The organism is Portibacter marinus (assembly GCF_021533195.1).
Taxonomy (GTDB): Bacteria; Bacteroidota; Bacteroidia; order Chitinophagales; family Saprospiraceae; genus Portibacter; species Portibacter marinus.
The window spans coordinates 250,448-277,158 of sequence record NZ_JAJNKB010000004.1; the positions used below are offsets into that span (position 1 = coordinate 250,448).

Annotated in this window: 21 protein-coding genes and 1 pseudogene; 17 read left to right on the forward strand and 5 right to left on the reverse strand. The window is 38.8% G+C overall.

The window, feature by feature from the left end:
- The first annotated feature begins 20 nt into the window (after positions 1-20).
- The 7 genes from L2567_RS12020 to L2567_RS12050 all read left to right on the forward strand — a co-directional run bounded on the left by L2567_RS12020 (position 21) and on the right by L2567_RS12050 (position 12,790).
- Entirely contained in the window at positions 21-1,829 is a 1,809-nt protein-coding gene (locus L2567_RS12020; protein ID WP_235298024.1) for an FAD-dependent oxidoreductase, read from the forward strand.
- Complete coding sequence (locus L2567_RS12025; protein WP_235298025.1) at positions 1,826-3,667, forward strand: sodium:solute symporter family protein; 1,842 nt, start codon at positions 1,826-1,828, stop codon at positions 3,665-3,667. The genes L2567_RS12020 and L2567_RS12025 overlap by 4 nt, the downstream gene beginning before the upstream one ends.
- 6 nt (positions 3,668-3,673) lie before the next feature.
- Entirely contained in the window at positions 3,674-4,603 is a 930-nt protein-coding gene (locus L2567_RS12030) for a DUF4434 domain-containing protein (protein ID WP_235298026.1), read from the forward strand.
- Complete coding sequence (locus tag L2567_RS12035) at positions 4,581-5,786, forward strand: AGE family epimerase/isomerase (RefSeq protein WP_235298027.1); 1,206 nt, start codon at positions 4,581-4,583, stop codon at positions 5,784-5,786. Before L2567_RS12030 ends, L2567_RS12035 begins: the two co-directional genes overlap by 23 nt.
- Position 5,787: 1 nt before the next feature.
- Entirely contained in the window at positions 5,788-6,903 is a 1,116-nt protein-coding gene (locus L2567_RS12040; protein WP_235298028.1) for a glycoside hydrolase family 10 protein, read from the forward strand.
- A gap of 108 nt (positions 6,904-7,011) precedes the next feature.
- The gene (locus tag L2567_RS12045) at positions 7,012-8,571 is read left to right on the forward strand and encodes a YifB family Mg chelatase-like AAA ATPase (RefSeq protein WP_235298029.1); all 1,560 of its coding nucleotides are present in this window, start codon (positions 7,012-7,014) and stop codon (positions 8,569-8,571) included.
- Positions 8,572-8,734: 163 nt separating this feature from the next.
- Positions 8,735-12,790 carry an ATP-binding protein gene (locus L2567_RS12050; protein WP_235298030.1) on the forward strand — a complete coding sequence of 1,352 codons (4,056 nt, stop codon included), beginning with the start codon at positions 8,735-8,737 and terminating at the stop codon, positions 12,788-12,790.
- A gap of 19 nt (positions 12,791-12,809) precedes the next feature.
- On the opposite strand, the gene L2567_RS12055 is transcribed toward L2567_RS12050, so the two are convergent.
- Complete coding sequence (locus L2567_RS12055) at positions 12,810-14,048, reverse strand: hypothetical protein (RefSeq protein WP_235298031.1); 1,239 nt, start codon at positions 14,046-14,048, stop codon at positions 12,810-12,812.
- A 359-nt stretch (positions 14,049-14,407) separates the two neighbouring features.
- On the opposite strand from L2567_RS12055, the pseudogene L2567_RS12060 reads away from it, so the two are divergent.
- Positions 14,408-14,572 (forward strand): annotated as a pseudogene (locus L2567_RS12060) (magnesium chelatase subunit ChlI family protein); the annotation flags it as partial.
- 18 nt (positions 14,573-14,590) lie between these two features.
- Here the strand turns inward: L2567_RS12060 and L2567_RS12065 are convergent.
- Positions 14,591-15,727, reverse strand: a complete 1,137-nt coding sequence (locus tag L2567_RS12065; RefSeq protein WP_235298033.1) for a DUF2855 family protein — start codon at positions 15,725-15,727, stop codon at positions 14,591-14,593.
- Positions 15,728-15,876: 149 nt separating this feature from the next.
- On the opposite strand from L2567_RS12065, the gene L2567_RS12070 reads away from it, so the two are divergent.
- Entirely contained in the window at positions 15,877-17,133 is a 1,257-nt protein-coding gene (locus L2567_RS12070) for an N-acetylmuramoyl-L-alanine amidase (protein WP_235298034.1), read from the forward strand.
- Positions 17,134-17,366: 233 nt separating this feature from the next.
- On the opposite strand, the gene L2567_RS12075 is transcribed toward L2567_RS12070, so the two are convergent.
- The gene (locus tag L2567_RS12075; protein ID WP_235298035.1) at positions 17,367-18,578 is read right to left on the reverse strand and encodes an ADP-ribosylglycohydrolase family protein; all 1,212 of its coding nucleotides are present in this window, start codon (positions 18,576-18,578) and stop codon (positions 17,367-17,369) included.
- 132 nt (positions 18,579-18,710) lie between these two features.
- On the opposite strand from L2567_RS12075, the gene rpsF reads away from it, so the two are divergent.
- The 7 genes from rpsF (at position 18,711) to rny (ending at position 25,049) form a co-directional block, all read left to right on the forward strand.
- Positions 18,711-19,208, forward strand: a complete 498-nt coding sequence (gene rpsF / locus L2567_RS12080) for a 30S ribosomal protein S6 (protein WP_235298036.1) — start codon at positions 18,711-18,713, stop codon at positions 19,206-19,208.
- 29 nt (positions 19,209-19,237) lie between these two features.
- Positions 19,238-19,504, forward strand: coding sequence for a 30S ribosomal protein S18 (rpsR, locus tag L2567_RS12085; protein ID WP_235298037.1), 267 nt, complete (start codon positions 19,238-19,240; stop codon positions 19,502-19,504).
- A 27-nt stretch (positions 19,505-19,531) separates the two neighbouring features.
- Positions 19,532-19,981, forward strand: a complete 450-nt coding sequence (gene rplI, locus L2567_RS12090; RefSeq protein WP_235298038.1) for a 50S ribosomal protein L9 — start codon at positions 19,532-19,534, stop codon at positions 19,979-19,981.
- Positions 19,982-20,245: 264 nt separating this feature from the next.
- Positions 20,246-22,684, forward strand: coding sequence for a phenylalanine--tRNA ligase subunit beta (pheT, locus tag L2567_RS12095; protein ID WP_235298039.1), 2,439 nt, complete (start codon positions 20,246-20,248; stop codon positions 22,682-22,684).
- A gap of 52 nt (positions 22,685-22,736) precedes the next feature.
- On the forward strand, positions 22,737-23,030 hold the full coding sequence (locus tag L2567_RS12100; protein WP_235298040.1) for a hypothetical protein: 294 nt from the start codon (positions 22,737-22,739) through the stop codon (positions 23,028-23,030).
- A gap of 2 nt (positions 23,031-23,032) precedes the next feature.
- Complete coding sequence (locus L2567_RS12105) at positions 23,033-23,311, forward strand: cell division protein ZapA (RefSeq protein ID WP_235298041.1); 279 nt, start codon at positions 23,033-23,035, stop codon at positions 23,309-23,311.
- Positions 23,312-23,390: 79 nt separating this feature from the next.
- On the forward strand, positions 23,391-25,049 hold the full coding sequence (gene rny / locus L2567_RS12110) for a ribonuclease Y (RefSeq protein ID WP_235298042.1): 1,659 nt from the start codon (positions 23,391-23,393) through the stop codon (positions 25,047-25,049).
- Positions 25,050-25,219: 170 nt separating this feature from the next.
- On the opposite strand, the gene L2567_RS12115 is transcribed toward rny, so the two are convergent.
- Positions 25,220-25,654, reverse strand: a complete 435-nt coding sequence (locus tag L2567_RS12115) for an OsmC family protein (protein ID WP_235298043.1) — start codon at positions 25,652-25,654, stop codon at positions 25,220-25,222.
- Positions 25,655-25,927: 273 nt separating this feature from the next.
- Between L2567_RS12115 and L2567_RS12120 the strand changes: the two genes are divergently transcribed.
- Positions 25,928-26,128 carry a hypothetical protein gene (locus tag L2567_RS12120; RefSeq protein ID WP_235298044.1) on the forward strand — a complete coding sequence of 67 codons (201 nt, stop codon included), beginning with the start codon at positions 25,928-25,930 and terminating at the stop codon, positions 26,126-26,128.
- A 33-nt stretch (positions 26,129-26,161) separates the two neighbouring features.
- Here the strand turns inward: L2567_RS12120 and L2567_RS12125 are convergent, their stop codons facing one another.
- Positions 26,162-26,575, reverse strand: a complete 414-nt coding sequence (locus tag L2567_RS12125; protein ID WP_235298045.1) for a YciI family protein — start codon at positions 26,573-26,575, stop codon at positions 26,162-26,164.
- Positions 26,576-26,711: the final 136 nt, after the last annotated feature.

Consider the following 26,711-nt stretch of genomic DNA (forward strand, 5'->3'; position numbering starts at 1 on the left):
TTTAGTGAAAAATCTGGCTCGTGCGAGGATTCATTTACTTTCTCATTATTGTCTTTTTCAATTGTACTAACGCGGATGACCAACTGTCTGATGACTTTGATTTAATAATTATTGGTGGAGGTGCCAGCGGCATTTCAGCTGGACTTCATGCTTCCAGAAACGGCGTTCGCACCTTGATATTAGAAGAGACCGAATGGCTAGGTGGTATGCTCACTGCAGCTGGTGTTTCAGCAATAGACGGTAATCACAATTTGCCATCTGGAATATGGGGAGAGTTCCGGGACAGTTTAATTGCAAGATATGGGAGTCAGTCAGCATTGTCAACTGGGTGGGTCAGTCACACTTTATTTGAACCATCGATAGCCCAGGAAATATTCAGTAACATGGTTTCTAAATCTACAGATCTGGAGGTTAATAGAAACACTGCAGTACAATCAGTCAAGTTCGAAAATGGTCGATGGCACATCAAAACCGCAGATAGAGCTTTTAGTAGCAGAATTTTAATCGATGCAACGGAATTGGGTGACATCGCTGCTATGGTTGGTATCCCTTATGATATCGGAATGACGGACGGATCAGATGAACCACAAGGACCATCCGAGTCTAATGACATCATTCAGGATCTGACGTGGGTTGCAACACTCGAAGATTATGGGCCGGATGCCGATATGACCATTGAAAAACCTGCGAATTATTCTGCGGAGGAGTTTGCCTGTGCCTGCAATACTGGAAATCTTGAAATTGAGGCTGTTGATTGTGAAAAAATGCTGGAGTACGGAAAGCTGCCTAACGGTAAGTACATGATCAATTGGCCAAATTGTGGGAATGACACATATTTGAATGTGATCGAAATGACAGCTCAAGAACGGGTAGCTCAATTGGAAGAGGCCAAAGCAATGACTCGTCGATTTGTTTATTACATCCAAAATGAATTGGGTTTTCGCCATCTGGGATTGTCCAAAGAGGAATACCCCACGGAAGATAATCTGGCCATCATCCCTTATCATCGTGAATCCAGGCGAATAAGAGGAGAGGTAAGATTATTAAGTACTCACCTGGCGAATCCATATCACTATAAGTTATATCGCACTGGTGTAGCGGTGGGAGATTATCCGATTGACCATCATCACGATAAAAACGAGGCAGCACCTGAAATCGATTTTATCGGTATAAAGATACCGGCATATTCCGTACCAATGGGCGTTCTGATTCCTGATGAGGTCGATAATTTCATCGTTGCTGAAAAGAGTATATCTGTTTCAAATATCGTGAATGGAGCAACCAGGTTGCAGCCAGTGGTATTGGGGATAGGACAAGCGGCTGGGGCCATCGCCACTATCGCTGTTCAACAAGATAAATCGACCAAAGAAGTGGCTATTCGAGATGTTCAGCAAAGTCTGCTTGATGCCAGAGCATACTTGATGCCATTTATGGATGTAGACAGAAATGATGAAGATTTCGAAGTGCTCCAGAAAGCAGGTGCTACGGGTTTGTTGCAGGGTACTGGAAAACCGTATAAATGGGCTAATCAGATGTGGATTTATCCGGATTCTCTCATGAAAAGTTCAGATCTTCAAAAAGTGGGAGAGGATTTTGATCTCCAAATCGGTAATGCAGAAAAAGAATATGTTACTGTTCCATACCTCTTAACATTTATATCTGGCTTCAATAAATCTTCTACCGGACTTCAGGAAATCAGGAGTGAGATCAATAATCTGACAAGTGAGGAGGGATATATTTCAAGACGAAATGTTGCCAAAACCGTTATCGAACATACTGATTTATTCAATCAGCCCGTGAATTATAACGGTGAATTCGTCAAGAAATGAATATTCATCCGATTGATATCACCATCATTGTCATTTACCTTGTGGGTATTGTACTTCTGGGACTATACCTTTCTAAGCAAGCCAATAAAAATCTCCAAACTTATTTTCTAGGAGGCAATAAGATCAAGTGGTATTACCTCGGGCTTAGTAATGCGTCTGGAATGTTCGACATCTCTGGTACCATGTGGACCGTTGCCATTTTATTCATTTACGGGCTAAAAAGTGTGTGGTTGCCGTGGTTATGGCCTGTCTGGAACCAAGTCTTCATTTTTGTTTACCTGGCCATTTGGTTGAGAAGATCGGATGCACTTACTGGCGCAGAATGGATTACATTTCGGTTTGGTGACGGCAAAGGAGCTAAACTTTCACATATTATCATCGTAATTTTTGCGGTCATCAGTGTCCTTGGATTCATTGCTTATTTTTTCGAAGGCATTGGTAAATACTGTACTGCCATTCTTCCTTACGATCTAAGTTTTTCCATTGCTAATTGGGAAATAAGTTCTGAGCGTGCTTATGCATTATTGATCTGCGGTTTGACTACGCTTTATACCGTTAAAGGAGGAATGTATAGTGTAGTGGCGACTGAAGTACTGCAGTTTGTCATCATGACCATTTCCTGCCTCATTATTGGCTTTATCGCTTATCACTCCATTTCTGTTGAGCAAATTAATGCGGCCATTCCTCCCGGTTGGGAAAATCTGGGGTTCAATTGGAAATTAGATCTGGATTGGACTTCTACTGCTCTTCCCATTGTGAACGACAAAATTGCTGAAGATGGCTTTACATTATTCGGCGCTTTATTCATGATGATGTTGTTCAAAGGTATTTTTGCTTCCATTGCCGGGCCGGTCCCCAGTTACGATATGCAGCGAGTATTATCTGCCAGGAAACCCTCTGAAGCTGCCAAGATGAGCTTTACAACCATTTGGGTTATGAACATACCTAGATACTTGATGATCGCGGGATTCACTTGCCTGGCCTTGGTTTTTCTGATGCCGGAATTGAATGCCGACGGTGCTGCTGTAGATTTTGAAAAAATACTTCCCTTGTCGATCAATAGATTTGTTCCTGTAGGTGTGAAAGGACTTTTGCTTGCAGGTTTTCTTGCAGCCTTTATGGGCACTTTCTCCGCTTTTATCAATGCGGCTCCAGCTTATTTGGTCAACGATCTATATAAAAAATACATCAATCCCTCTGCAAGTAATAAACGTCTGGTCAGAATGAGTATGTGGAGCTCAATACTACTGGTTGTGATCGGGTTAATATTCGGGTTCAATGCATCATCATTAAATAAATTAACGCTATGGATCACCTCAGCCCTATACGGCGGCTATGTCGCTGCCAATGTTTTAAAATGGATTTGGTGGCGATTTAACGGTTACGGCTATTTTGCGGGCATGCTCTTCGGATTGATTGCCTCTACCATCAAGCTATTTGTATTTCCGGATATTGTAGACATCTACGTCTTCCCTATCATACTGGCTTTTGCGGTCACAGGTTGCCTCCTTGGAACCTACCTTTTTCCTCTGGACAATCTCGATGAGATCAAGAAGTTCTACAAAAAAACAAAACCTTGGGGATTCTGGGGTCCAATCAAAAGAGAAGTCATTAAAGAAGATCCGGAATGGACTCCAAACCAGGATTTGCCCCGCGATGCTTTTAACATCATCGTCGGGATCATTTGGCAATTAGCCCAAACCCTTATTCCGATATACCTGATGATAAGAAAAAACTATCATCTTCTAATTTGGGTCATGATTTTGATAATGACCACATACCTACTCAAACGATATTGGTGGGATAGGTTGGATGAAGTAGATGAAGGATATAACTAACTAAAGATGAAGATTACAGGCACGTTTATAGATGAAATTTCACATGACATTCCGCACCAAAATTGGGGCAAAAGAGAATGGGATCAGGATTTCAGACACATGAAAGCCATCGGCATAGATACCGTAATTCTAATCAGGTCGGGTTATAAGAAAATGATCACTTACCCTTCTCCTTATTTAATCAATCAGGGCTGCTATCGACCGCCTATTGATCTGGTAGATTTGTTTCTATCGCTTTCCGAAATTTACGGAATGTCTTTTTATTTCGGTCTTTACGACAGTGGAGAATATTGGTCTACCGGAGATATGACTCATGAAATCAAACACAACCAGTTCGTCATAGAAGAAGTATGGGAGGCGTACGGTCACTACCCATCCTTCAAAGGCTGGTATCTGAGTATGGAAATGAGCAGAAAAACAAAGGGTGCGGTTAACGCCATTCGTGAACTTGGAGTTCGATGTAAGAATGTGAGCAAAAACTTACCGACACTTATTTCACCCTGGATCGATGGTAAAAAAGCAGTAATGGCTTCCCAATCGCATTTGACCAAAAGTGAAAGTGTAAGCTTAAAGCAACACGAACAGGAATGGACAGAAATTTTTGATGGGATTAAAGAGGGTGTAGACATTGTTGCTTTTCAGGACGGACACCTTGAATATGAAGAACTCTATGATTTTCTAATCATCAATAAAAAACTGGCAGACAATCATGGCATAAAAAGCTGGACGAATTGCGAGTCGTTTGACAGAGATATGCCCATTAAATTTTTACCCATCAAATTTGAAAAGCTGAAATTAAAGTTAGAAGCCGCTCAAAAAGCCGGATATGATAAAGCCATCACCTTCGAATTTTCGCACTTTATGAGTCCACAATCCTCCTATACTTCAGCTCATCATTTATACAATAGATACAATGAATACATCTCCAAAACCTGATTCACTGAACTTTAAAAGTCTGGCTGCTGAATACAAGCACGAATTACTGGATCAAGTGATTCCCTTTTGGGAAAAGCACAGCATTGATCATGAGTATGGCGGTTACTTTACTTGCCTGGATCGATATGGTCAAGTTTTTGACACCGACAAATTTATTTGGCTGCAAGCAAGACAGGTGTATACTTTTGCCAAATTGTATCTGGAGGTAGAAGAAAAAAGCGAATGGTTGAAATGGGCCCAACATGGCGCAACTTTTTTAATGAATCATGGTCGCAATGAAGCTGGTGAGTGGTACTTTGCTTTAGATCAAAAAGGTCAACCACAGGTACATGCTTATAACATATTTAGCGATTGCTTTGCAGCACTTGCATTCGGAACCCTTTACAAAGCAGATTCAAAAGACATTTACAAGGAGATCGCAGTTCATACTTTTAACCAAATCCTTCAAAGACAAAAGAATCCGAAGAAACACTACAATAAGCATCATCCTTTAGGCAGATCGATGCAAAACTTCGCCTTGCCCATGATTATTTCGAATTTATCGAAAGAACTTTCACACATCATCGACGTCAAAACTGCCCGGTCTCTGGAAGAGGAAATCATCGAAACAGTAATGGAAAAGTTTTATAATCCTGAATTGGATTTGATCCTAGAAAATGTCGGCTCAGACGGATCATTTGTAGACTCATTTGAAGGCAGATTGATCAATCCCGGACACGCCATTGAAGCCATGTGGTTTATGATGGATCTTGGTAAAGCCCGTAACGATCTTCATTTGGTTCAAAGGGCATTTGACCGTGCCATAAGAATGATGGAGTACGGTTGGGATCATAAATACGGAGGTATTTTCTATTTTATGGACTGCCAGGGACACCCCACACAACAGTTGGAATGGGATCAAAAACTATGGTGGCCCCATCTTGAGGCACTGGTTTGCTTAGCAAAAGGAATGGAATATTTAAATGACCAAAGGGCCAAAGAATGGTTCACTAAAATTCATCATTACACGTGGACTAGATTTAGAGATGAAGAGTATATGGAATGGTATGGATACTTAAACAGACGAGGAGAATTGCTTTTAAATTTGAAAGGTGGAAAGTGGAAAGGCTGCTTTCATGTTCCCAGATCTCTCTTAATTATTGCGCAAAGTTTAGAGCAGTATATTACCCAAACAACAGCTTAATATGAGATACATTGTGATTATATTATCTTTCTTTTTTATGGGTTGTTCAAAGAAAACACCTCAGCAAACCAGTGGGCCTACAGACCAGATCATTAAAGGGGTGTGGTTGACCAATGTTGCCAGTACTGCCCTTGATTCAAAAGAAAACATAGTCGAAGCGGTTACTAAATGCCACAAATTGGGATTTAACACCATATATATGGTGGTCTGGAATAAAAACAGGACCATGTTTAGGAGCAGTGTGGTTGAGAAAATCACCGGCGAGTTGATTGACCCCATTTACGGTAATCGCGACCCATTACAGGAGGTGTTAGAAGCAGCCAAGCCATTGGGTATTAAAGTAATTGCCTGGTTTGAATTTGGCTTTGCAAGTGCCCATGGAGATGCGTCGGGTGGTTTATTGATTAGAAAAAATCCGGATTGGGCGTCTCGCGATATCAATGGTAAGATTACAGAGAAAAATAATTTTTATTGGTTGAATGCTTTCCATCCTGAAGTTCAGAAATTTATGATAGAGCTCATATCTGAGGTTGTACAAAACTACGATGTGGATGGCATTCAGGGAGATGATCGACTTCCTGCCCTACCCAGCAATGGAGGCTATGACGCTTATACCGTTTCACTTTATAAAGCGGATCACGACGGCCAACTCCCTCCGGATGATTATTTAGATGAAGATTGGATTCATTGGAGAGCAGACAGATTAACTGATTTTTTAGCGAATTTGTCAAGTCACCTAAAGGCCATTGACCCTGACCTAATCATATCGATGGCGCCCAGTATTTACCCTTGGAGTAAGACCAATTATCTGCAAGATTGGCCCACATGGCTTGAGAGAGGGTTAGTCGATGAAATTATACCCCAGATTTACAGATACAACTTCAAAGCTTATCAACATGAACTGGACAAAATTGTTAATCATCAAATAGATGATCAAAATTTTAAAAGTTTTCGAGCAGGTATTCTGTTGAAGGTCAATAACTATATAGCATCAGAGTCATTGTTGGACTCTATAATCAATTACAATCGATCGAAAAATGTGCAGGGTGATGTCTACTTCTTTTACGAAGGTCTAAAATCTCACGAGGAATATTTTAGTCTCATTTATAGCAATTGATCAACTCTAAAGAGGTGAAGTAATTACAATTATTCTATAAAATTTTCAATTTATCGGTAACGGTAATTGTCTTTCTTACACTAATAGCCTTGAATAAACTTTTTAAGGATGTTGGTAAAAACGTTTGCGGGTGCTGTTCATGGAGTGGAAGCACGAACCATAACCATTGAAGTGAATGCTGGGGGACATGTGAGTGCAGGTAAATCCATGTATTATTTGGTTGGCTTGCCAGATTCTGCAGTAAAGGAAGGATTTCAAAGAGTTGAAGCGGCCATCAAAAACGTAGGGTTACGGATGCCTCGAGTCAAATTAATTGTCAATCTTGCACCAGCTGACATAAAAAAGGAAGGTTCCGCATTTGACTTACCTATTGCACTTGGAATTCTCGCCAGCACCAAACAGATTTCTGCAAATGCTCTAGCAGATTTTATGATCATGGGAGAATTATCTCTTGATGGAAGTTTGCGACCCATAAAAGGAGCTTTGCCAATCGCCATTCAGGCTAGAAATGAAGGTTATAAGGGATTGATTCTACCAAAACAGAATGCAAAGGAGGCTGCTATAGTCAATAAACTTGAGGTTTTTGGTATCCAAAACTTAAGAGAAGCGATTGATTTTGTCAATGGAAAAAGCGGGATAAATCCGATAGCACACAATACGAGACAAAGTTTTAATCCGGGAATAAGTGGATGCAGCCTAGACTTTTCAGATGTAAGAGGCCAAAAAAATATTAAGAGAGCTCTTGAATTAGCAGCCGCCGGTGGGCATAACGCTATACTGATCGGACCTCCGGGTGCTGGCAAAACGATGCTTGCCAGAAGAATGCCTTCGATTCTTCCCCCGCTTAATTTATATGAAGCCCTAGAAACCACTAAAATACATTCTGTTGCAGGAAGATTAGGCGATGAGGAAGCTTTGATGATGACCAGACCATTCAGGTCACCACACCATACCATTAGTGATGTTGCATTAGTGGGGGGAGGATCTCATCCCCACCCAGGCGAAATTTCATTAGCACATAACGGTGTGCTTTTTCTCGATGAGATTCCTGAATTCAAAAGAAGTGTTTTAGAAGTGATGAGACAGCCAATGGAAGAGAGGAAAGTAACCATCTCCAGAGCAAGAATATCCGTAGATTATCCGGCTAACTTTATGCTTATCGCATCAATGAATCCTTGCCCGTGCGGATATTACAATCATCCTGAAAAAGACTGCGTATGCGGACCCGGAGATGTTCAACGGTATCTCAATAAAATTTCAGGGCCACTGCTGGACCGTATTGATCTTCACGTAGAAGTCACACCCGTTGGATATGATGAACTTAGTCTGCGTAACGTACCTTGCAGCGGTACTAGCAAAGAAATAACAGAAAGAGTCATGCGCGCACGAAAGGTACAAAATCGTCGATTTAAGAAATACCCCGGATTATTTTGCAATGCTCAGATGAACAATGGTCTTGTCAGAGATCATTGTAGGTTAGGAGATGCAGAAAGTATTTTGCTAAGAAAGGCCATGGAAAAACTACAATTGTCAGCAAGAGCATACGACCGTATTCTTAAAGTTTCCCGAACCATTGCAGATGTGGAAGGCGAAGATCATATCAATACTTTCCACCTTAGCGAAGCCATACAGTACAGGAGCCTGGACAGGGAGAACTGGGCGGGGTAATTTGCAGTCTTTAGAAATTCTCGAATTTAAATAGGTGAGGCTCCATGCAATTAGTTCAATTATAATTTTTTACACCAAATACTTAATTTAATTCATGAAAGTGCTTCTGTACTTTATATAAGTGATCTTATATTGTAAGCTAATCCTTTAACGCCCACGTATTTTGAGATTTCTTTTCTTATTAAGCCAACTATTTCTTGTCAGCACTATCTCAACTCAGAGTATAGTTTTTGACAGAGAAATTAAGTCGACAGAGCATGGAATGCCAGATCGATTGGTCAATGGAATTGTTAGAGATTCATTAGGATTTATCTGGTTAGGTACAAGAAATGGTTTGGCTCGTTCTACCCCTCATTCCATCAAATCGTTCTCGACTAAATCTCCATTGATTAAAATTTCTGAAAATAAAATAGAACAACTAAGTATAGCTTCCCCAGCCTACTTGTCCCTACATGTGGCGCAAACCAGCGAACTAAATTTAGATGTCATCAATACTTTCACAGGAAAAATCAATCATATCAAAAGTGAAAAGAAAAATGGTGTTAAAGGAAAAGTCATCGCCAGAAATTTTGATTTAAAAGGTAAGAGTATCGTCTTGTCTTTCCAGAATGATTCATTGATTATTAGTAGGTTTAATTTTGAAGACCTGAAGTATCACAAAGTGATTGCTTTTTCTTCTCAAGCCTTCAATGATAATTATTCTAATTCGTTGAACGGGGTGAAATTATTTGAAACCTCTGACTATTACTGGGTCAGTTTATGGCAGAATAAAAATCAAAATGTCTTACTTAATATTAACAAAGATTACAGAACTAAAACGGAATTCATTTTCGGTCCTACAAACAGTGAGCCCTATGCAATATCTGAATTGCATGATGGCAGAATTATCGCTGTTGATCATAGAGATAGAGTTGTTATTTATGATCATAAAAGCAATCTATTTAAAGATTGGAATATAAAAATCCCACCAGGGACCTTCTCAAAATATGAAGATCTATCTGGCAATATTTTATTTTATGAAAAGGACAATTATGGCAAAATTAACCACAATAATATATGGCTCTTGTCCAGTGAGAATGAAATAAAAAAATACGGACAAATTTTTGATGGTATCACGAGTGTTTTTGCTCTGTACAGTGATAATCTTGAGAAACAGTTGCACATTGGAACAGATAGAGGATACGAATTAGTTACTTTGAAAAGCCAGAAAGTTGCCAGTTATGCTGAATTAGCAAACGATAATAATTTTGGAATCTCCGGTAGGGGGATAGGTCGTTTGGATAGCTTAAGAATTCTTTTGTCCACCGAAAATGATGGTTTTCATTTACTTGATACCAAGAGTAATGCGCTCAATCGGCTAGATAAGCATTTTAAAAACCATAAGTTACTTCTTGATAGTAATAGCGGGCGCGACCTTGTTAAAGACTCAAAGGGAAATCTTTGGGGAAAAAGTGATACTTACACTGTAGTTTGCTTCAATGGCGTGTCGAGAAAAATCGATCTGTTTAAAACTAATAACCCTGAAGCCAATTTAGCTATTGATGGAAAAGATCGTCTATATCTCATTGGGGCACATAAAATATCCCGACTAGATCCAAATTCTGGAAAGGAGGAAGTTTTATTTGATCACATGGGCAATAATCCTTTAGATACAGTAAGAGGACACTATGGTACAATATTTAATGATAGCTTGCTTTGGGTATGCACTTCAAATGGTTTGTTAAAAATGAATATTGAGACTGGAAAGTGCATAATCTTTAGGACTCAGGAATCCATTTTTCTCAAATACAGAGATATCTTTTCAACATTGACAATGTCTGATAAAGGCTTACTTTACGTGGGAAGTATGGTCAATGGTCTTTATATTTTCAATCCAAAGACCGAAAAGTTTGTCGATCATTTAGAAGAAAAAGATGGACTATGTAATAACAACGTAGTAGGTATATTAGAAGACTGGGATCAATGTGTATGGATAAGTACATATAATGGGCTCTCTCTCCTGGATCCTCAAGAAAATACCTTTAGTAATTTTTATCCGGACGATGGCTTTAATCAAAGTGAATTTAATCGTTACTCCTTCTTCAGAGATGACCAGGACTCCCTTCTATATTTTGGTGGGATGAATGGTTTCAACGCTTTTAATCCCAGTGAATTGATGGACAATTATGCAAGCACCCCTTCTTTAAGATTTGATGAAATTACATGGTTTGATGGGCATAGCAGGCAGGATAGCAATTTGCTATTCTTTGAAAATCAAAATAATAGTATTGTAGTCTCTCCTCATAATAGATCTGTCAATGTAAGTTTTAGCCTGATAGATATCGGTGATCCAAAATACCATCAATATGCTTATAAAATCAAAGGACTAGATCAAAACTGGATATATCAAGGTAGTGAACCTGTCGTAAGAATAAATTATCTGCCTGCAGGAAAACACAATTTGTTGATTTCTGGTAGAAATAAGCGTGGAACTCAAGCTTATCAAAACCTGGAATTAGAAATTCAAGTCTTACAATTTTGGTATCTGCGATGGTGGGCAATTTTGACTTACCTGGGGGTTGTGGGAACTATGATATATATCTTGTACAAATTCAATTTAAGAAGACGATTAGCACTTAGCAAAGCCAATCAATTACAGGAACTTAACAATTTTAAGGATAATTTTTTCACAAATGTTACACATGAGTTTCGTACTCCATTGACCATTATTATTGGTGCCTCGGACCTAATTCACACTAAGCTTACTCAACTGAAAGACGAAAACGCTGCATATCTATCCAATCTCTCGTCAACCATTCTGTCAAGTGGTCAGACTTTACTTGAGAATATCAATCAGATTCTAAATGTTTCTAAACAAAAAAATACGACCTGGAACATTAAGTATGTTCAGGGAGATGTCATTAAATTTTTGACAGAGATTGCCTTGGGATTTGAAAGTTTGGCCTCTAAAAAGGGAATTCATTTCGAATTAAAAGTGGATACAGAAGATATCATTATGGATTATGATTCTGAAAAACTTCGTATCATTTTGCACAATCTATTGTCGAATGCTTTCAAGTATACGCAGAAAGGAGGAAGAGTGGAAATGAGTATAAAAGAAATTAAGTTAAGCTCTAGGGAAGATTTAAATGGAGAAGAGAGTAATTATCTTTTGATCGAAGTTCATGATACAGGCATAGGCATTTTAGAAGAAGATCAGAGTAGAATCTTCGAGAAATATTATCAGGTTGTAAGTGAATTGCAAACTGGTGGCAGTGGCATTGGATTATCACTGGTTAAAGAGATTATTGAAAAAATAGGAGCAAAATTAGAAGTCACTAGTACTCTGGGAAAAGGTAGTACGTTTTCCGTCATGTTACCTATAGAGAAGGCAGCTTTGAGTATCTCTGAATCCACTGGCTTGGATTCTAACTTTCATCAAGATGATGCACCGAGGTTAAGTGAAGAAAATATCGAACTACTCATTATCGAGGATAATATTCAAATAAGCGATTTCTTGACTCAAAGTCTTAAACATACAGCCAAAATAACTACAGCAAGAAATGGTAAGGAAGGTTTGGAAATTGCGAAGACCAATATTCCGGATATTATTCTTTCGGACATCATGATGCCGATCATGGATGGACTTGAAGTTGTAGAAACACTAAAAAAAACACCGGCTATTGATCATATACCTATCGTATTGTTGACAGCGAAAAGTGATATTGAAGATAGGATCATGGGAATGAATGTAGGAGCAGATGCTTACTTAGCGAAACCTTTTAATGTACGCGAACTAATCGCAACTCTGGAAAATATTCTCAAACAAAGGGAATTATTGAGGGCATATCATAGAAGGATACTTCTAGCGGAGTTGGACCCAGTAAATGAAAAAGACAACGACGAAGCGTCTAATTTTGTGACGCGGGCCAAAAGTTACATTGAAGAAAATATAGAGAATCCTGAAATCCAAGGCGAAGATCTTGCTCAGCTTTTTAACATGAGCTATTGGACTTTCAACCGAAAGATTGCAGCACTGACGGGATTGACACCTAATAAATTTATTCGTTCTGTTCGCTTGGAAAGGTCAAAACACTTGCTGAAAAATTCTTCAAAGAATATCAGTGAAGTGGCTTATGCTGTAGGCTTCAAAGATCCAAAGTACTTTACTCGAGTTTTTACCATGGAGAATGAGTTAAATCCAACAGAGTGGAAGGAACAGGTAGAAATTCAGCAGTAAAGGGATGCGGAAGATACGCTTAATTACTGCTATAAACGGTCATGATTATATATGCCTGCCCACCATTACCTCCTGCGCTCGGTGCTGTGCCATTTCTTGATCCCTCACCACCTTCTCCACCTTGACTGAATGGAGCAGACCTAGGCAATTCTACCGACCCAGCAATAACCTCCGGAGCTTGAACAGCAACTACAACTTCTTGTCCACAAAAACAGCTACTCTCGTTGAAAATCTGCCCCCCTTCAGATGCTACACCTCTTCGCCCTTCCCTTCCTAGTCGGATCAAACCACCATTAGGCACAAAAGGATTACTAACTAAACCTCCAAAACCTCCTGCTGCATTGCAATCGGAAGAAGATCTGCCAAATCCACCACCTCCACCTCCAGGAACACTAATCAGCATACCTAGATCTGGAATATTAACCGGGATATGTTCAATGTGAGTAACTACTCCACGTTGTCCAAATTGACCGACTCCTCCTCCTTGTCCACCCGAACCTATGAAAAATTGGTATTTTTCGCCGGGAACTAAATCAATAACTGCCCTAACATAAGTCCCAGAAGCGCCGGAACCTCCCCCACTACTTCCATCACTAGCGACATTGGTACCACAAGTGTGACTTCCTCCTGACGTTCCACCACCGCCGCCGCCACCTCCAGAACCCCATATCTCTACAATTGCTGAAGTAACTCCTGGAGGGCAATCCCACTCTTGAGTAGATGTAAATTCAACAATACTACTAGGACCTGCAGAGCTCACATAACCTACATTAGCATGATTTCCCCATGAATATGCTTCATTCCATTGTTCTGAATTTCCACCATCGGAGGTAATTGTGCCATTTACATGAAGCAAAGAACTTGGATTATTTATACCTATTCCAACCTTCCCTTGGTGATTGATGATCATTCTTTCATATAAGGTGCCTTGAAATGATGTATAGAATCGTAAATCACCGGAATTTATATTGTCCGTATTAAAGGATGATATACGCCCACCCGTATAATCAAGATTATTATTTGCGGCAGCAAAATTGACAAAATTTATTTGAGCAAATGGCGAGGTGTTTTGATTTCTAGCGCCTCCAATCCATATATTGCGAGTTAAGTCTAATGAATCATTTCCTCTATCCAATATCATATTTCCACCAAAAATATGTAGTTTTTCTGTTGGGGATTCGGTGTCTATACCTACGTTTTGAGCTTGAATAAAAATCGCGCCGGAAAAGTAAAAAAATAGAACGTATAGCTGTTTCATATTTTAGGTTATTATTGTAGTTCATCTGAAGTTCCTGCATTTGGATTAACAGAAATGGGGCTCAATCGCTAATAGGTTACACTAGTAATTGATAAAGGTCAATGAAAATCAATGACCAGCCAATAATTCTAAGAGAAAGAAGTTGGATGAAATTGGCAAAAAGGTGGACAAAATTGACATGGAGTGATAAAGGATTGATTATCACAACTGTAATCTTACAATCTATTGTAGAAAAGGTAATATGCATTCTTTAAACAAACCACATAAATTATAAGTAAAAAGCCATATTGACCTATAAAAATAGTATCGTAATCTGCCTTATAAAGTACGATCATTCAAAAGGCAAAATTGTCAATCAGAAAAAAGCCATGGAAAAGCTTCAATTATCTGCAAGAGCCTATGATCGTATTTTAAAAGTATCCAGAACCATCGCTGATGTAGAAGGAGAAGAAAAGATCAGCACTTATCACCTGAGTGAAGCTATTCAGTATAGAAGTTTAGACAGAGAGAATTGGGCAGGATAAAAATGATCAAGCCAAATCTCAGCTATCCTTATGAGAAAGCTTCACTATATTACCAATTTGGGGGTCAATTCTACCATTCAACATGTCCAAATATAGTTTTTCTAATTCCTGAAAGCCATCGTACTCATTTATAGAAATCATTGAATAAACTTCATCGCTAAATTGCTTCCAGGTTACACCCACCTTTTTCATAAATTCAGATCTTCCCCACAATTCTTGAAACTGTACAGCATAGGTTGGTGCAAAGAAAAAGGTACCCTTTTGGAATTTGGGATCATTGCCATTCAAGTTTTTCCAATCAGCAATTCCTACCAGGCAATTATACACTAAGTTTTCAGTAAGTAGCGACTGCAATTCAACTTGAGTATTATAATTGCCCGCAAAATCAATGACAATGGCTTTTTTATTAATTTTTAACTGATCGATAAAATCATAGCTGATCACCTGATCATACCAGCCTAAATCACTAACAAACTTAGTGTTCTTTGGAGAAGTAAGACCGACAAGATGAAATTGTAGATCATTTCTTTCTTTTCGATGCGCCAGAAGACTTGCCAATGCTTGAGCCGTCTTGCTGGAGGCACTTGTAATAATGATATAGCTTGCACTGTAAAATTTCTCTTTAACAAGGTGTGCTTCGATTAAGAATGAAGTAATAAATAGTGGACGGTATATGGAATTCAGTTCTTCTGTATCAGGAGTGAAAGATGGATCTGTTTGGACATTACTATAAAAGTTGTAAACTGGTGGAAGTTTTTGTCTGTGCTCAGATTGATCCACAAAACCCATTTGGGAAACTTTGTCAACGTTTACAAGTAAGTGGGAACTCATGGGATAATAGCCATAAAAGCGTTCACCCGCTTTTACATTTGGATGCTGTGATTTTAAGACATTAGCAAAACCCCACGCCGGAATGATACCATAGTCGGAATCGGTTGGGAAAAAGTCCCAATAATTCATTTTTGTGCCTACCACACCATAAGTAATATTGTTGGAGGTGATAGAAAAATGATCAATCTCCAGTAGAACCTGATCATCAAGTAGTTGATTTGAATAAGTCTTCTCTACTATTTTTGTACTCTGCAGATCATCTCTTTTTACTCTAAAGTCACGCGCATTGATCATAATACCTTTGATATTATTTGATTTGATCAATGAAAGTACAATTTGATTTTGAACTTCAGAAATGTATAGTTTCAGTACCACATTAGGACATATCTAGAGTAATTATGTCTTGACGAAGTTAGCGGACAAGCTGTTGGCATTAAATCAACAGTGCTCATTGAAATGCTTATCTTTCCCCCATGAAAAAACTTAAATGGTCACTTTTATTGGTTTGGTTTTTTATACAAGTCATTGACGCACAGACCAGTGTCATAGAATTCCAACCGAATTTTTACATGCAGGGCACCCATTTCATCTCTGATCCTCAAGTCTTAAGTGTGGAGAAAACATCCCTTGATTTTATCAGATTATCCTGTTATCATTCTGAAAATAAGGAGGCCAATATCACATACCGGATTAAAAGAGAGCATAAATGGTCATCCTGGCAAGTTATGGAAGAGCAAAGAGAATTTGTAGCTTCTGATCGCCGAGCTTATAGTACTAATGTTTTTCGAACAAACTTTCAGGCGATACAATTCAGAACAGATCGAAAGCTCGGAAGCGCATTGACATTTCGATTATTTATCGCGTCTCCATCAAAACCTCGGTTTGTCAATCAGGCGTTTAGCCGTACAAGTTCATGCGAGTTACCTTTGACTTGTTTGCGAGACTGCTGGTGTCCAACTTGCCCCATTGACCCAACTCCACAATTCACAGAACCTACACATCTTATTGTCCATCACTCTGCGGGAGTCAATGAAAGTAACAATTTTGAATTGATCGTAGAATCGATTTGGGATCTACACGTTAATACCAATGGATGGGATGACATTGGATACAATTGGTTAATCGATCCCAACGGAGTTTTGTATGAGGGACGACCAGATGATTACCAGGGAGCTCACTTTAGTTGTCTTAATGAAAACACAGTAGGCATCTGTGTTCTAGGAACCTACACGGATGTGCCTCCATCTGAAGAGGCTTTAACTACGCTAACTAATTTATTGGCCTACGAGGCTGTAACACACGGCATAGACGTAGAAGAAACTGCTTATCATGAAAAGGGAGATTACTTTCTCCAAACCATCGCCGGGCATCGAGATAGTCAAGGTTCAGATAAAGCCTGTTCTTCTACCATATGTCCCGGAGATCAATTTTACCCACTTTTGGAACCTATTCGACAAATTATTGCCGAATTGCCATGTTATGGAGAAATCACTTCGACGGAAGAACAGCTTTCCAATTTTGAAGTTGAAATTTATCCTAATCCTACTAGAGATATAATGTTTGTGAAAACTAAAATGTTAGGTGATACCGAACTTCAGATAATAGACAATAATGGAAAGATGCTTGAAATGATCAGAGCGAATGTTCAAGTTCACCTCTCACATCTGTCAGCTGGAATGTACTATTTAGAATCAGGAGGAAAGGTCGTCGGTAAATTTGTGAAGTACTGATGTCGCCACCCTCATTTAGTGATCGTTATGTGAGTAATTGCAACAAGTTGAACTCCAATTAATAAATTTTTGGTTCGACTTTTTATTTCATAAATGGACACCCTTTACATGTCAGATCATCAGAAAAATTTTGATGTAGAAAGGTACCATTTTTTTAATAATTATACTTCCTGCTGTGAAATGCCTGGTAAATATGAATTTAGGATTTAAAAATAGATACCTATAAATAATTATCAATTACATGCATCAAACAGCTGATCAGCTATCATCTCTAAATCAAGTCCCATGGTCTCTCGACTTACCTTCATCACTTCCTCTTTAATTTTGCCTGGCAATTGTTCATAGCCCAAATGAGCTCCCAATATCATTCCGGCCACAGCTGCTACTGTATCATTATCTCGACCATAGTTTATTATAAACTGAATTGTCCGCTCAAAATCTCCCTGTCCAAACTCCAATCCTGCAACCAATATTTGCCAAATCTCACCAGCGTGAAAAGCAATCTGTTGTTGTTTAGTGTCTAATTTTTTATAGATCTCGACTTGCCGATACCACTCCGTTCCGTTGCCTGGATATCCATTCGGTGTATTCATTTTTTTCTCATCAGTCAGGATATTTCCTGTGTTCTGGACGATGGACCTGGCTTCTTCTAACATAGAGACCGAAAGTCTGCCTACTAACCTACTATCTGTATAGTGGTGAGGATCTACAAACGATGTTCTAAAGAAAAGTGAATCCATCGAATCCTCATACAATGCATTAAAAGTCATTACTGAAACCAGTGCTGAAATATCGCGCGCATAACCTATGTCAAATAGGCTATGCTCAAAAGCCATCAGATAGGCTTGATCAGCATTTCTGGCTATCAATCCAAACACCGGAGAATAAAGCATTCCGGCACACGACATTTCTCCGCCATAAAAACTATGATGAGCAGCAAAAAAATCTGCAGGAGATTCACCGTATTTCAATGCAACTCTGGCCCACTCCTTGATCCAATTGACCTTTTCCATTCGCTCATCGAGCAAAACTGTAGACTTCTTTGAAGCCTCGTCTGAAACTTCATCCACCAATTGCTGATAATACGTTGCAATGAAAGATGCGAAAGCTTCATCAGACAGTGCACCCTTATTTTGCTGGATATACTGGGCCACCAAATACTTCCACCTGGTATCGTCAGTCGTAGATCCTGGTGACATATTGTGATTCCAGATTCCTTCAGGGCTTTTAGCTCGTTTTATTTCTGTCAACTCAGTTATATAGCCAAACTTGCTTTGGATATCATTGCGATGCCACATTTCAGTGGATGCTCCCATTGCATCACCGATAGCAGACCCCACAATTGCACCTAAAATCCTATCTTTTAACTCGGCATCAGGCAGCGCTTCTCGATCCTTAGGACTAAATTCCTCTGGTGTGGGAATGTTAACTTTATTTGGTTTCATACAAGAAAAAAATAATATGAATGCTAGAAAAGTAAATCGAGCCATGTTATGAAAAATACTATTTGTATATCTACTTAAAAGTACTATCTTTGCGCTCCATTTTAAACATTTTAATCAAATTAAACTTTATTAATGCGAAATTATGAAGTAACTTTCATCGTTGACCCAGTGCTGTCCAGCGATGAAATTAAAGGGACAGCTCAGACTTATGAAGATCTCATCAAAGATGGTGGAGGAAAGATCGTTCATGTGAATGAGATGGGACTACGCCAGTTAGCGTATCCCATAAACAGAAGATCCTCTGGGATCTATTACTGCATTGAATTTGAAATTGAATCGGGTGCGATTATTTCAAATCTAGAATTATCCATGAGAAGAGATGAAAGAATCATTAGATTCTTAACAGTAGCTCTTGACAAGTATGGAGTACAATACAATGAGGATAAGAGGAATGGTAAAATTGGAAAGGTAGAAAGGAAGGACAAAAAAGATAAGAAAAAGATCTCCAGAACGGTTGCTCCGACATCAGCAATTGCTGAGGCGAGATCTAAAGGCCCTTCTTCCGGTCCATCTTCTCCTGAAGTTCCGCCACCTGCGGCTTATAACGAACCAGGCAACGAGGAAGAATAATTTTATCATTCATTTAAAAAAATCGAATCATGGCAAATAGAGACGATATAAAATTTTTAAGCAATCCGAAGATAGGAAAAAAGCGTAGTAAATACTGCAGATTCAGAAAGTTCGGAATCAAACATATAGATTACAAAGATCCTGACTTTTTAGCTCAATTTGTAAATGAGCAGGGAAAAATTCTTCCTAGAAGAATTACAGGAAATTCATTAAAGTATCAGAAGAAGGTAGCTGTAGCGATTAAAAGATGTAGACATCTTGCAATGCTTCCTTATGTAACTGATCTTTTTAAGTAATTACTTCACTTTATTAAATACATAGAAATGGAAATTATACTATTAAAAGATATAGATAATGTAGGAGATAAGCATGAAGTAGTAACTGTCAAGAACGGTTACGGAAGAAATTTTCTTATCCCTAGAGGTCTTGGCTTAATTGCCAATGCTCAAAACAGAAAGAAGCTGAATGACATCATTGCTAAAGAAGAGTCAGAAAGAGCAGCTAGATTAAGCGAATTCCAGGAAATTGCAGAAAAACTGAAAGGTATTAAACTTACCGTTCCTGCTAAATCCGGAACTTCAGGTAAAATCTTTGGAAGCGTAACCAGTCTTCAGATTTCAAATCAATTAAAAGAGGAGCAAGGCATAGAAGTAGAGCGAAGAAGGATTGAGCTTCCAGAAGATGTGAAAACATTAGGTGAATATACCGCTGTGCTCAATTTACACCCTGATGTGGACGCTAAAGTTGATTTTGAAGTAGTAAAAGCTGAGTAATTAGCTTTTTGATATAAAATAAAGAGCCGATCAGTCATTTGATCGGCTTTTTTTATAGGCATAACTCTCAACGGCAAAAATTTCCCATAGAGATCATTGTATGTTTCTCTGTCTTAACCTCAGAGCTTTGATTTCTATATCATCCTGTTTGATGCTTACCCTAACATTCCTATCTTTGCGTTTTTTAAATTTTCAGGTATATGTTGCATACACCGAATACGTAGCAATACAAACCTAAACTTTACATATAAACTGTGTTTTCAAATGAAAATCTCACTCAATTGGCTAAAAGAATATATCGAACTGGACCAGACCCCACAGGAATTATCTGAAATTCTCACAGCCATCGGCCTAGAAGTAGAAGGTATGGAAGAAGTAGAGACAGTCAAAGGTGGTCTTAAAGGTATAAAAGTTGGACAAGTCATTGAATGTCAAAAGCATCCTAATGCTGACAAATTATCGTTAACTAAAGTTGATCTTGGAAATGGAATGCCACTTCAGATTGTGTGCGGAGCACCCAATGTTGCACAGGGTCAGAAAGTTCTTGTTGCAACAGTTGGTTCCACTTTGTACACTCCTGAGGGCGAAGCATGGAAAATCAAGGCTGGAAAAATAAGAGGTGAGGTATCAGAAGGTATGATCTGTGCCGAAGACGAAATTGGGCTGGGAACCAGTCATGATGGCATTATGGTTTTACCAGATGATACTGAGGTTGGTCAATGGGCCAGTGATTTATTTGATATAAACACTGATATCGTATATGAAATAGGACTTACGCCCAATAGATCTGACGCCACATCGCATATTGGTGTTGCCGAAGACCTTGCTGCTTATTTGAAGATTAATGAAGGTCATTCAGGAGCAGTAAGCTATCCCGATTGGTCCGCATTTCAGGAGGGTCACGGAGATGGAGGATTAAAAGTGGAAGTGCTAGATCACAAAGGAGCACCAAGATATTCTGGTGTTAAAATAGACAACATTAACATTAAAGAATCTCCTGCCTGGATTAAAAACCACCTGAAAGCCATTGGCATCAATCCAAAAAACAATGCTGTAGACATCACGAATTACGTTTTACATGAGATGGGCCAACCTTTGCATGCCTTTGATGCAGAAAAGATCAAAAACAATCATATCAAGGTAGAAAAACTGCCGGCAGGTACAAAATTTGTCGATCTGGAAGGAAAAGAAAGAGCCTTGCATAACGAAGATGTCATGATATGTGACGGTAGTGACCGTGGAATGTGTATAGGAGGAGTTTTTGGGGGCCTCGAATCAGGAGTCACAGATCAGACCAAAAGTATTTTCCTGGAATCTGCTTTCTTCGACCCACAATCTATTCGCAAAACAAGCACCAGGCATCTTTTGAGAACTGATGCTGCGACAACTTTTGAAAAAGGAACTGATCCTAACAATACCGTCAATGCTTTAAAAAGAGCAGCTCAATTGATGGTTGAATATGCCGATGCTACAGTTGCTTCGCAAATCTTTGATATGTATCCTGACCCCATTCAGCCCAGGGAAATAAAAATCAGATACAGTCGTATCAACAGACTGATAGGAGATGACATTTCTAAAGATGAGGTAAAGGCCATACTATCTGCACTGAGAATTGAAGTAAGTAAAGAGGAAGAAGATTACTTGCTGGTCCTTATTCCCACTAATAAAAGTGATGTTTTGAGAGAAGCGGATGTCATCGAAGAAATATTGAGGATATATGGATTCAACAAAGTAAGCATTCCTGAGAAGGTGGTCAGTACTATTTCGTATAAACCGAATCCAGATTTACCTGGCCTCAGAAATAAAGCTTCGGATTTACTATGTGGGTTCGGATTCAACGAAATGATGGCTGTTTCATTGAACGAAGAGAAAAATTACGAAGATGCAGCAAAAGAACATTTGGTTTACATCAATAACACTTCGAATATTCACTTGAATGTGATGAGAGCTGACATGGCCCATAGCGCTTTAGAGGCAGTAGCTTACAATCTCAACAGGCAAGAAACTGATCTAAAATTTTTTGAATTTGGGAAAGTCTATTGGCAAGAAAATGAGATTTATAAGGAGGAAGAACGATTGAGCATCACCTTGACTGGATCAGTGTATTCAGAATCCTGGATGGGGACCACTAAGGAGGATCATGCTGGTTTCTATTATGTGAAAGCCGCAGTGGATCAACTTTTGCAGCGTCTTGGAGTGGTGTCATTTCAAGTGTCGGAATTGAGTGATGTTCCCCATTATCTATATGGATTAAAATATCATCGAGGACCTAAAAATATGGTCAAAGTGGGGGCGATTCATCCAAAACTGGCTACTTCTATGGGCGTAAAGCAAGAAGTGTTTTTTGCTGAAATTGACTGGCATGCCACGGTTAATGCAGGAAGCAAAACAAAGGTGGAAGCATCAGAGATCAGCAAGTTTCCTAAAGTTAGGCGCGATCTGGCACTCGTTGTAAATGAAGAGGTTCAGTTCGATAATATTGCAGGAATAGCGCAAAAGGTAGGAAAGAAAACATTGACCAGTATCAACTTATTCGACGTATACAAGAATGACGAGCATTTAGGACAGGGTAAAAAATCTTATGCCGTAAGCTTTGAATTCCAGGATATGGATAAAACACTGAAGGATAAAGACATTGACAAGATGATGAAAGCAATGATGGATAAGTTTGAGCAAAAACTAGGTGCATTTATAAGAAAATAGCCGGTTGTACTAATCATTGGCATAATTATTTAATAATTGATATATTTGAAGGATGCAAGAACTTTTAAGAAAAGCGAATAACATTGAGTTAAAAGCGAAGCAGCTTAGAAGCAAGATGGAAATGCTAGAGAAAGAGAATGCATATTTTAAAGAAGAAAATAAAAATTTAGTTGAAAAGCTTAAACAGCAAAAAGGAATTATACAAGAGCTTGAATTAAAAGCTAACCATAAAGTACCTGGAACACCAGAAAATTTGGATTCTCCTCAAAGAGCGGAGATTATATCAAAGATTGAAGGTCATGTGAAAGAAATCGATCAGGTGATCGAAGTATTACGAAGTAACTAGAAATGTCAGAGAAGGAACTGAAAAGGATTATCATAACAATCGCAGGAAGAACTTATCCTGTTAAAGTAAGTGACAAAGAGGAGGCGGTGATGCGAAAAATAGAAAAAGATATTAATGATAAAATTAATAGTCTTCAGGTTTCGTACGAAGGAAAGGACGTTCGTGATTACATGAGTCTTGCCATTATTTCATATGCCTACGACCTTAATAAGGCTAGGAATCCAGAGGAAAAGAGTGTACTGAGTGAAAAGTTAGATCAGATAGAAGCTCTGCTGGAGTAGTTCTCTTAAAGTTTTGCTGTTCTTATATAAAGCCGTCACAAAGGTGAACGGTATTCATCATTTTATAAATATAGAACACATGGATATTACAGCATTAGTGATAAGCCTAATTGTGGGAGGACTTATTGGATTTCTGGCGGTGTATTTTTCACTTAGAAGAGGAAGTCAGGGTAAGATCGACGAAGCAAACAAAAAGGCAGATCTAACATTGAAGGAAGCGGATATTGCTGCAAAAAGGAAGATTGATGAGGCTGAGACCAAGGCCGAAAAGATAATTTCCAGAGCTGAGTCAAAGAACGAGGATATTAAACAAAAAAAGATCCGGGAGGCGAAGGATAAATTTGCATCTCTTAAAAGCGATCTTGAAGCCAAGAAGAATCAGCAGATTCTGGAAATGAAGGAAAGAAATCTGGAATTAAAGGAAAAAGAGAAAGAGCTGGCTCAAAAACAACAATCCATTTCCGATAAGCTGGAGAATATAGAGAGTAAAGAGCAGGAGGTGGACAATATCAGAACGAATCTTGAAAAACAACTTAAGATCGTTGCCACCAAGAAAGAGCAACTTGATAAGGCTAATGAGCAACATATTAAAGCACTGGAGAATGTTGCCAAACTTTCTGAAACTCAAGCTAAGGAACAATTGCTTGAAGCTGTGAAAGCAAAAGCGGAGACCGATGCTATGGCACTACAAAAAGATGTCATTTCGCAAGCTCAGGCCACTGCAAATAAGGAAGCTAAGAAAATCGTGATTCAATCCATTCAAAGGATGTGTGCAGAATATACGATTGAAAATACCGTTTCAGTATTTAATCTGGATTCTGACGATATTAAAGGTCAAATCATTGGAAGAGAAGGACGAAATATTCGGGCCTTAGAAGCAGCAACCGGGGCTGAAATTGTAGTTGATGATACTCCTGAAGCGATTATCATTTCAAGCTTTGATCCTATTCGCCGAGAAATCTGCCGACTGGCACTTAAGCGCTTGGTCGCTGATGGAAGAATCCACCCCACAAAGATCGAGGAAGTGGTTGCGAAAGTTAAGAAGCAACTGGATGAGCAAATCGTGGAGATTGGGGAGCGAACGGTTATTGACCTGGACATCCACGGGCTGCATCCTTATCTGGTAAAAATGGTAGGCAGGATGAGATTTCGATCTTCATATGGTCAGAACTTGTTGAAACACTCTATAGAAACTGCGCATCTATGTGCTATTATGGCTTCTGAGTTGGGAATGAGTCCTAAGCAAGTAAAAATGGCCAAGAGAGGAGGATTGCTCCACGATATTGGAAAGGTAGCTGAAGAAGAATCAGAATTATCACACGCGATTCTGGGCATGCAATTATGTGAAAAGCATAAAGAACCAGCTGTGGTTTGCAATGCAGTCGGTGCACACCACGACGAAGTAGAGATGAATAATATTATTTCTCCAATTGTTCAGGCGTGCGATGCAATATCTGGCGCTAGACCGGGAGCAAGACGTGAAATATTGGAGAGTTACTTAAAGCGTATTGGAGAGCTGGAAGATTTGGCGATGGAGTATGATGGTGTACAAAAAGCCTACGCATTACAGGCAGGTAGAGAACTACGAGTGATTGTCGAAAGTGATAAGGTATCTGATGATTTTGCAGATGATTTATCATTTATGATTTCACAGAAGATACAAGACGAAATGCAATATCCTGGACAGGTGAAGGTGACTGTGATCAGAGAAAAAAGAGCGGTGGCTTACGCGAGATAGCTGTTGGCTGTTATCTGTTCGCTGTTTGATGCAGGCTGTTCGATGTTCCCTGTTGGTTATTAGCTGTTGGCTGTTGCTTGCTAATTGTTGGCCATTAGCTATTGGCACAAAAAGAAATTCCGGTAACCTAAGTTACCAGAATTTTTTTTAATATTATTTAATACTAAATTTTACCCAAATGTAATGTCTAAAGAAATAGGCACCGCTGAAAGTGCTTTTGATACAGGACACCCTTTCTTTGCATTTTCCGCAAGCTCTTTAAACTTGCTTTCTTTCATGCCCTCTACTTTGCCTTTTAAATCCAGGTCAATTGCTGAAATTTCGAATCCACCTTCGATTTTATCCAATGTAACAGTTGCTGTCACGTCTAATTTATCAGCTGTATGTCCCTCACCAGAAATGGCAAAACTGAGTGCCATCGCATAACATCCTGCATGTGCAGCGGCAATTAGCTCCTCCGGATTTGTTCCGGCCTTTCCATCTTCATTCTCAAATCTTCTTGCTGCACTATATGGAGTATCACTTAGAACGCCACTAGGTCCATTGAGAATTCCTGATCCGTCAGATCCACTTCCTTTCCAAACTGCTGTTGCTTTTCTTTTCATTTTATATTGTTTTATTTTAAATAGAATAAATAAGATCGGTTAATTGTTTGCTCTAAAAAAAATTAAAATCTAATCCTACTCCACGTATCATAATAATTTGTAGGTATCTGTGCTTAAAACTAAAATTTATTGTAGCCTAAGTGCATGTAAGCAAATTTACTATAACCGTTAAAATATTGAAAATGAAGCACTTAATTACATTTCGTATCTTTGAAGTATAAAAGCATCCATTATAAATATAGATGGTGTGATTTTGAAAGTAAAATTGATAGTTTGAATTTAAAAGTGTTGAGCATTAAAAGAGAGCAGAAATCAGAAACCAGATTTCATCCTGCCATGGGTGTTTTGGTTACTAATGTAACCTATATTAAAAAAGTGCTCATGGGTTTTCCTATTAAAACCTTACACAAATACAGAGAGACCTATTTCGGTAAAATTAAAGATTGTTCTGATTGTCAGGTTTCGAGAATGTAATTGTCGAGATACGTAAAATAACAGATCATCCCATTAAGGATTAATCTTCCATACCTTATCTGAGGCCTCCAAATATTCTCCTAACGCTGCTGATCCGTACCATAATGTCATATCTGGATAGAGATATCCGGCGGCTATGGCAGGATCTGTCAACATCAATTCTTCTGCTTCCTCGATTGAGTTTACATTTAATATGAATATTCCTCTGTAATCCTTATCGTTTTTAAGCATTGGTCCGGCTACAAGCAACTTTTCTTCTTTTACCAGATGATTGATGTTCTTCATATGACCTGCGAAGGCTGCACTTCTGGCATCCTGATCTTCAGACTTATTTTCACCTGATTTCAAAAGCACGAAAACATAGGTTTTCATTCCATAGTCATCTGCGCCTAATTTTTCAGCTAATGCTGAATCGTAGTTGGGATTACTTTCTTGGCTTACTACCAAGTTGAAACACACTGAAAAAAAGAAGAGAAATGGTACAAGCAAAAAAATTCTTTGACATCTCATAATGTATGATACTTGTGAATGTAAATATATTAGTTCGTGTTCTTCACTCAATAACCTTTTACAATATCCAAAA

Coding starts and splice junctions, on each gene's coding strand:
- pheT (WP_235298039.1), top strand. CDS start 20,246: ATGAAAATCTCACTCAATTGGCTAAAAGAATATATCGAACTGGACCAG.
- L2567_RS12115 (WP_235298043.1), bottom strand. CDS start 25,654: ATGAAAAGAAAAGCAACAGCAGTTTGGAAAGGAAGTGGATCTGACGGA.
- rny (WP_235298042.1), top strand. CDS start 23,391: ATGGATATTACAGCATTAGTGATAAGCCTAATTGTGGGAGGACTTATT.
- L2567_RS12100 (WP_235298040.1), top strand. CDS start 22,737: ATGCAAGAACTTTTAAGAAAAGCGAATAACATTGAGTTAAAAGCGAAG.
- L2567_RS12105 (WP_235298041.1), top strand. CDS start 23,033: ATGTCAGAGAAGGAACTGAAAAGGATTATCATAACAATCGCAGGAAGA.
- L2567_RS12035 (WP_235298027.1), top strand. CDS start 4,581: ATGAATACATCTCCAAAACCTGATTCACTGAACTTTAAAAGTCTGGCT.
- rplI (WP_235298038.1), top strand. CDS start 19,532: ATGGAAATTATACTATTAAAAGATATAGATAATGTAGGAGATAAGCAT.
- rpsF (WP_235298036.1), top strand. CDS start 18,711: ATGCGAAATTATGAAGTAACTTTCATCGTTGACCCAGTGCTGTCCAGC.
- L2567_RS12070 (WP_235298034.1), top strand. CDS start 15,877: ATGAAAAAACTTAAATGGTCACTTTTATTGGTTTGGTTTTTTATACAA.
- rpsR (WP_235298037.1), top strand. CDS start 19,238: ATGGCAAATAGAGACGATATAAAATTTTTAAGCAATCCGAAGATAGGA.
- L2567_RS12045 (WP_235298029.1), top strand. CDS start 7,012: ATGTTGGTAAAAACGTTTGCGGGTGCTGTTCATGGAGTGGAAGCACGA.
- L2567_RS12055 (WP_235298031.1), bottom strand. CDS start 14,048: ATGAAACAGCTATACGTTCTATTTTTTTACTTTTCCGGCGCGATTTTT.
- L2567_RS12025 (WP_235298025.1), top strand. CDS start 1,826: ATGAATATTCATCCGATTGATATCACCATCATTGTCATTTACCTTGTG.
- L2567_RS12075 (WP_235298035.1), bottom strand. CDS start 18,578: ATGAAACCAAATAAAGTTAACATTCCCACACCAGAGGAATTTAGTCCT.
- L2567_RS12030 (WP_235298026.1), top strand. CDS start 3,674: ATGAAGATTACAGGCACGTTTATAGATGAAATTTCACATGACATTCCG.
- L2567_RS12040 (WP_235298028.1), top strand. CDS start 5,788: ATGAGATACATTGTGATTATATTATCTTTCTTTTTTATGGGTTGTTCA.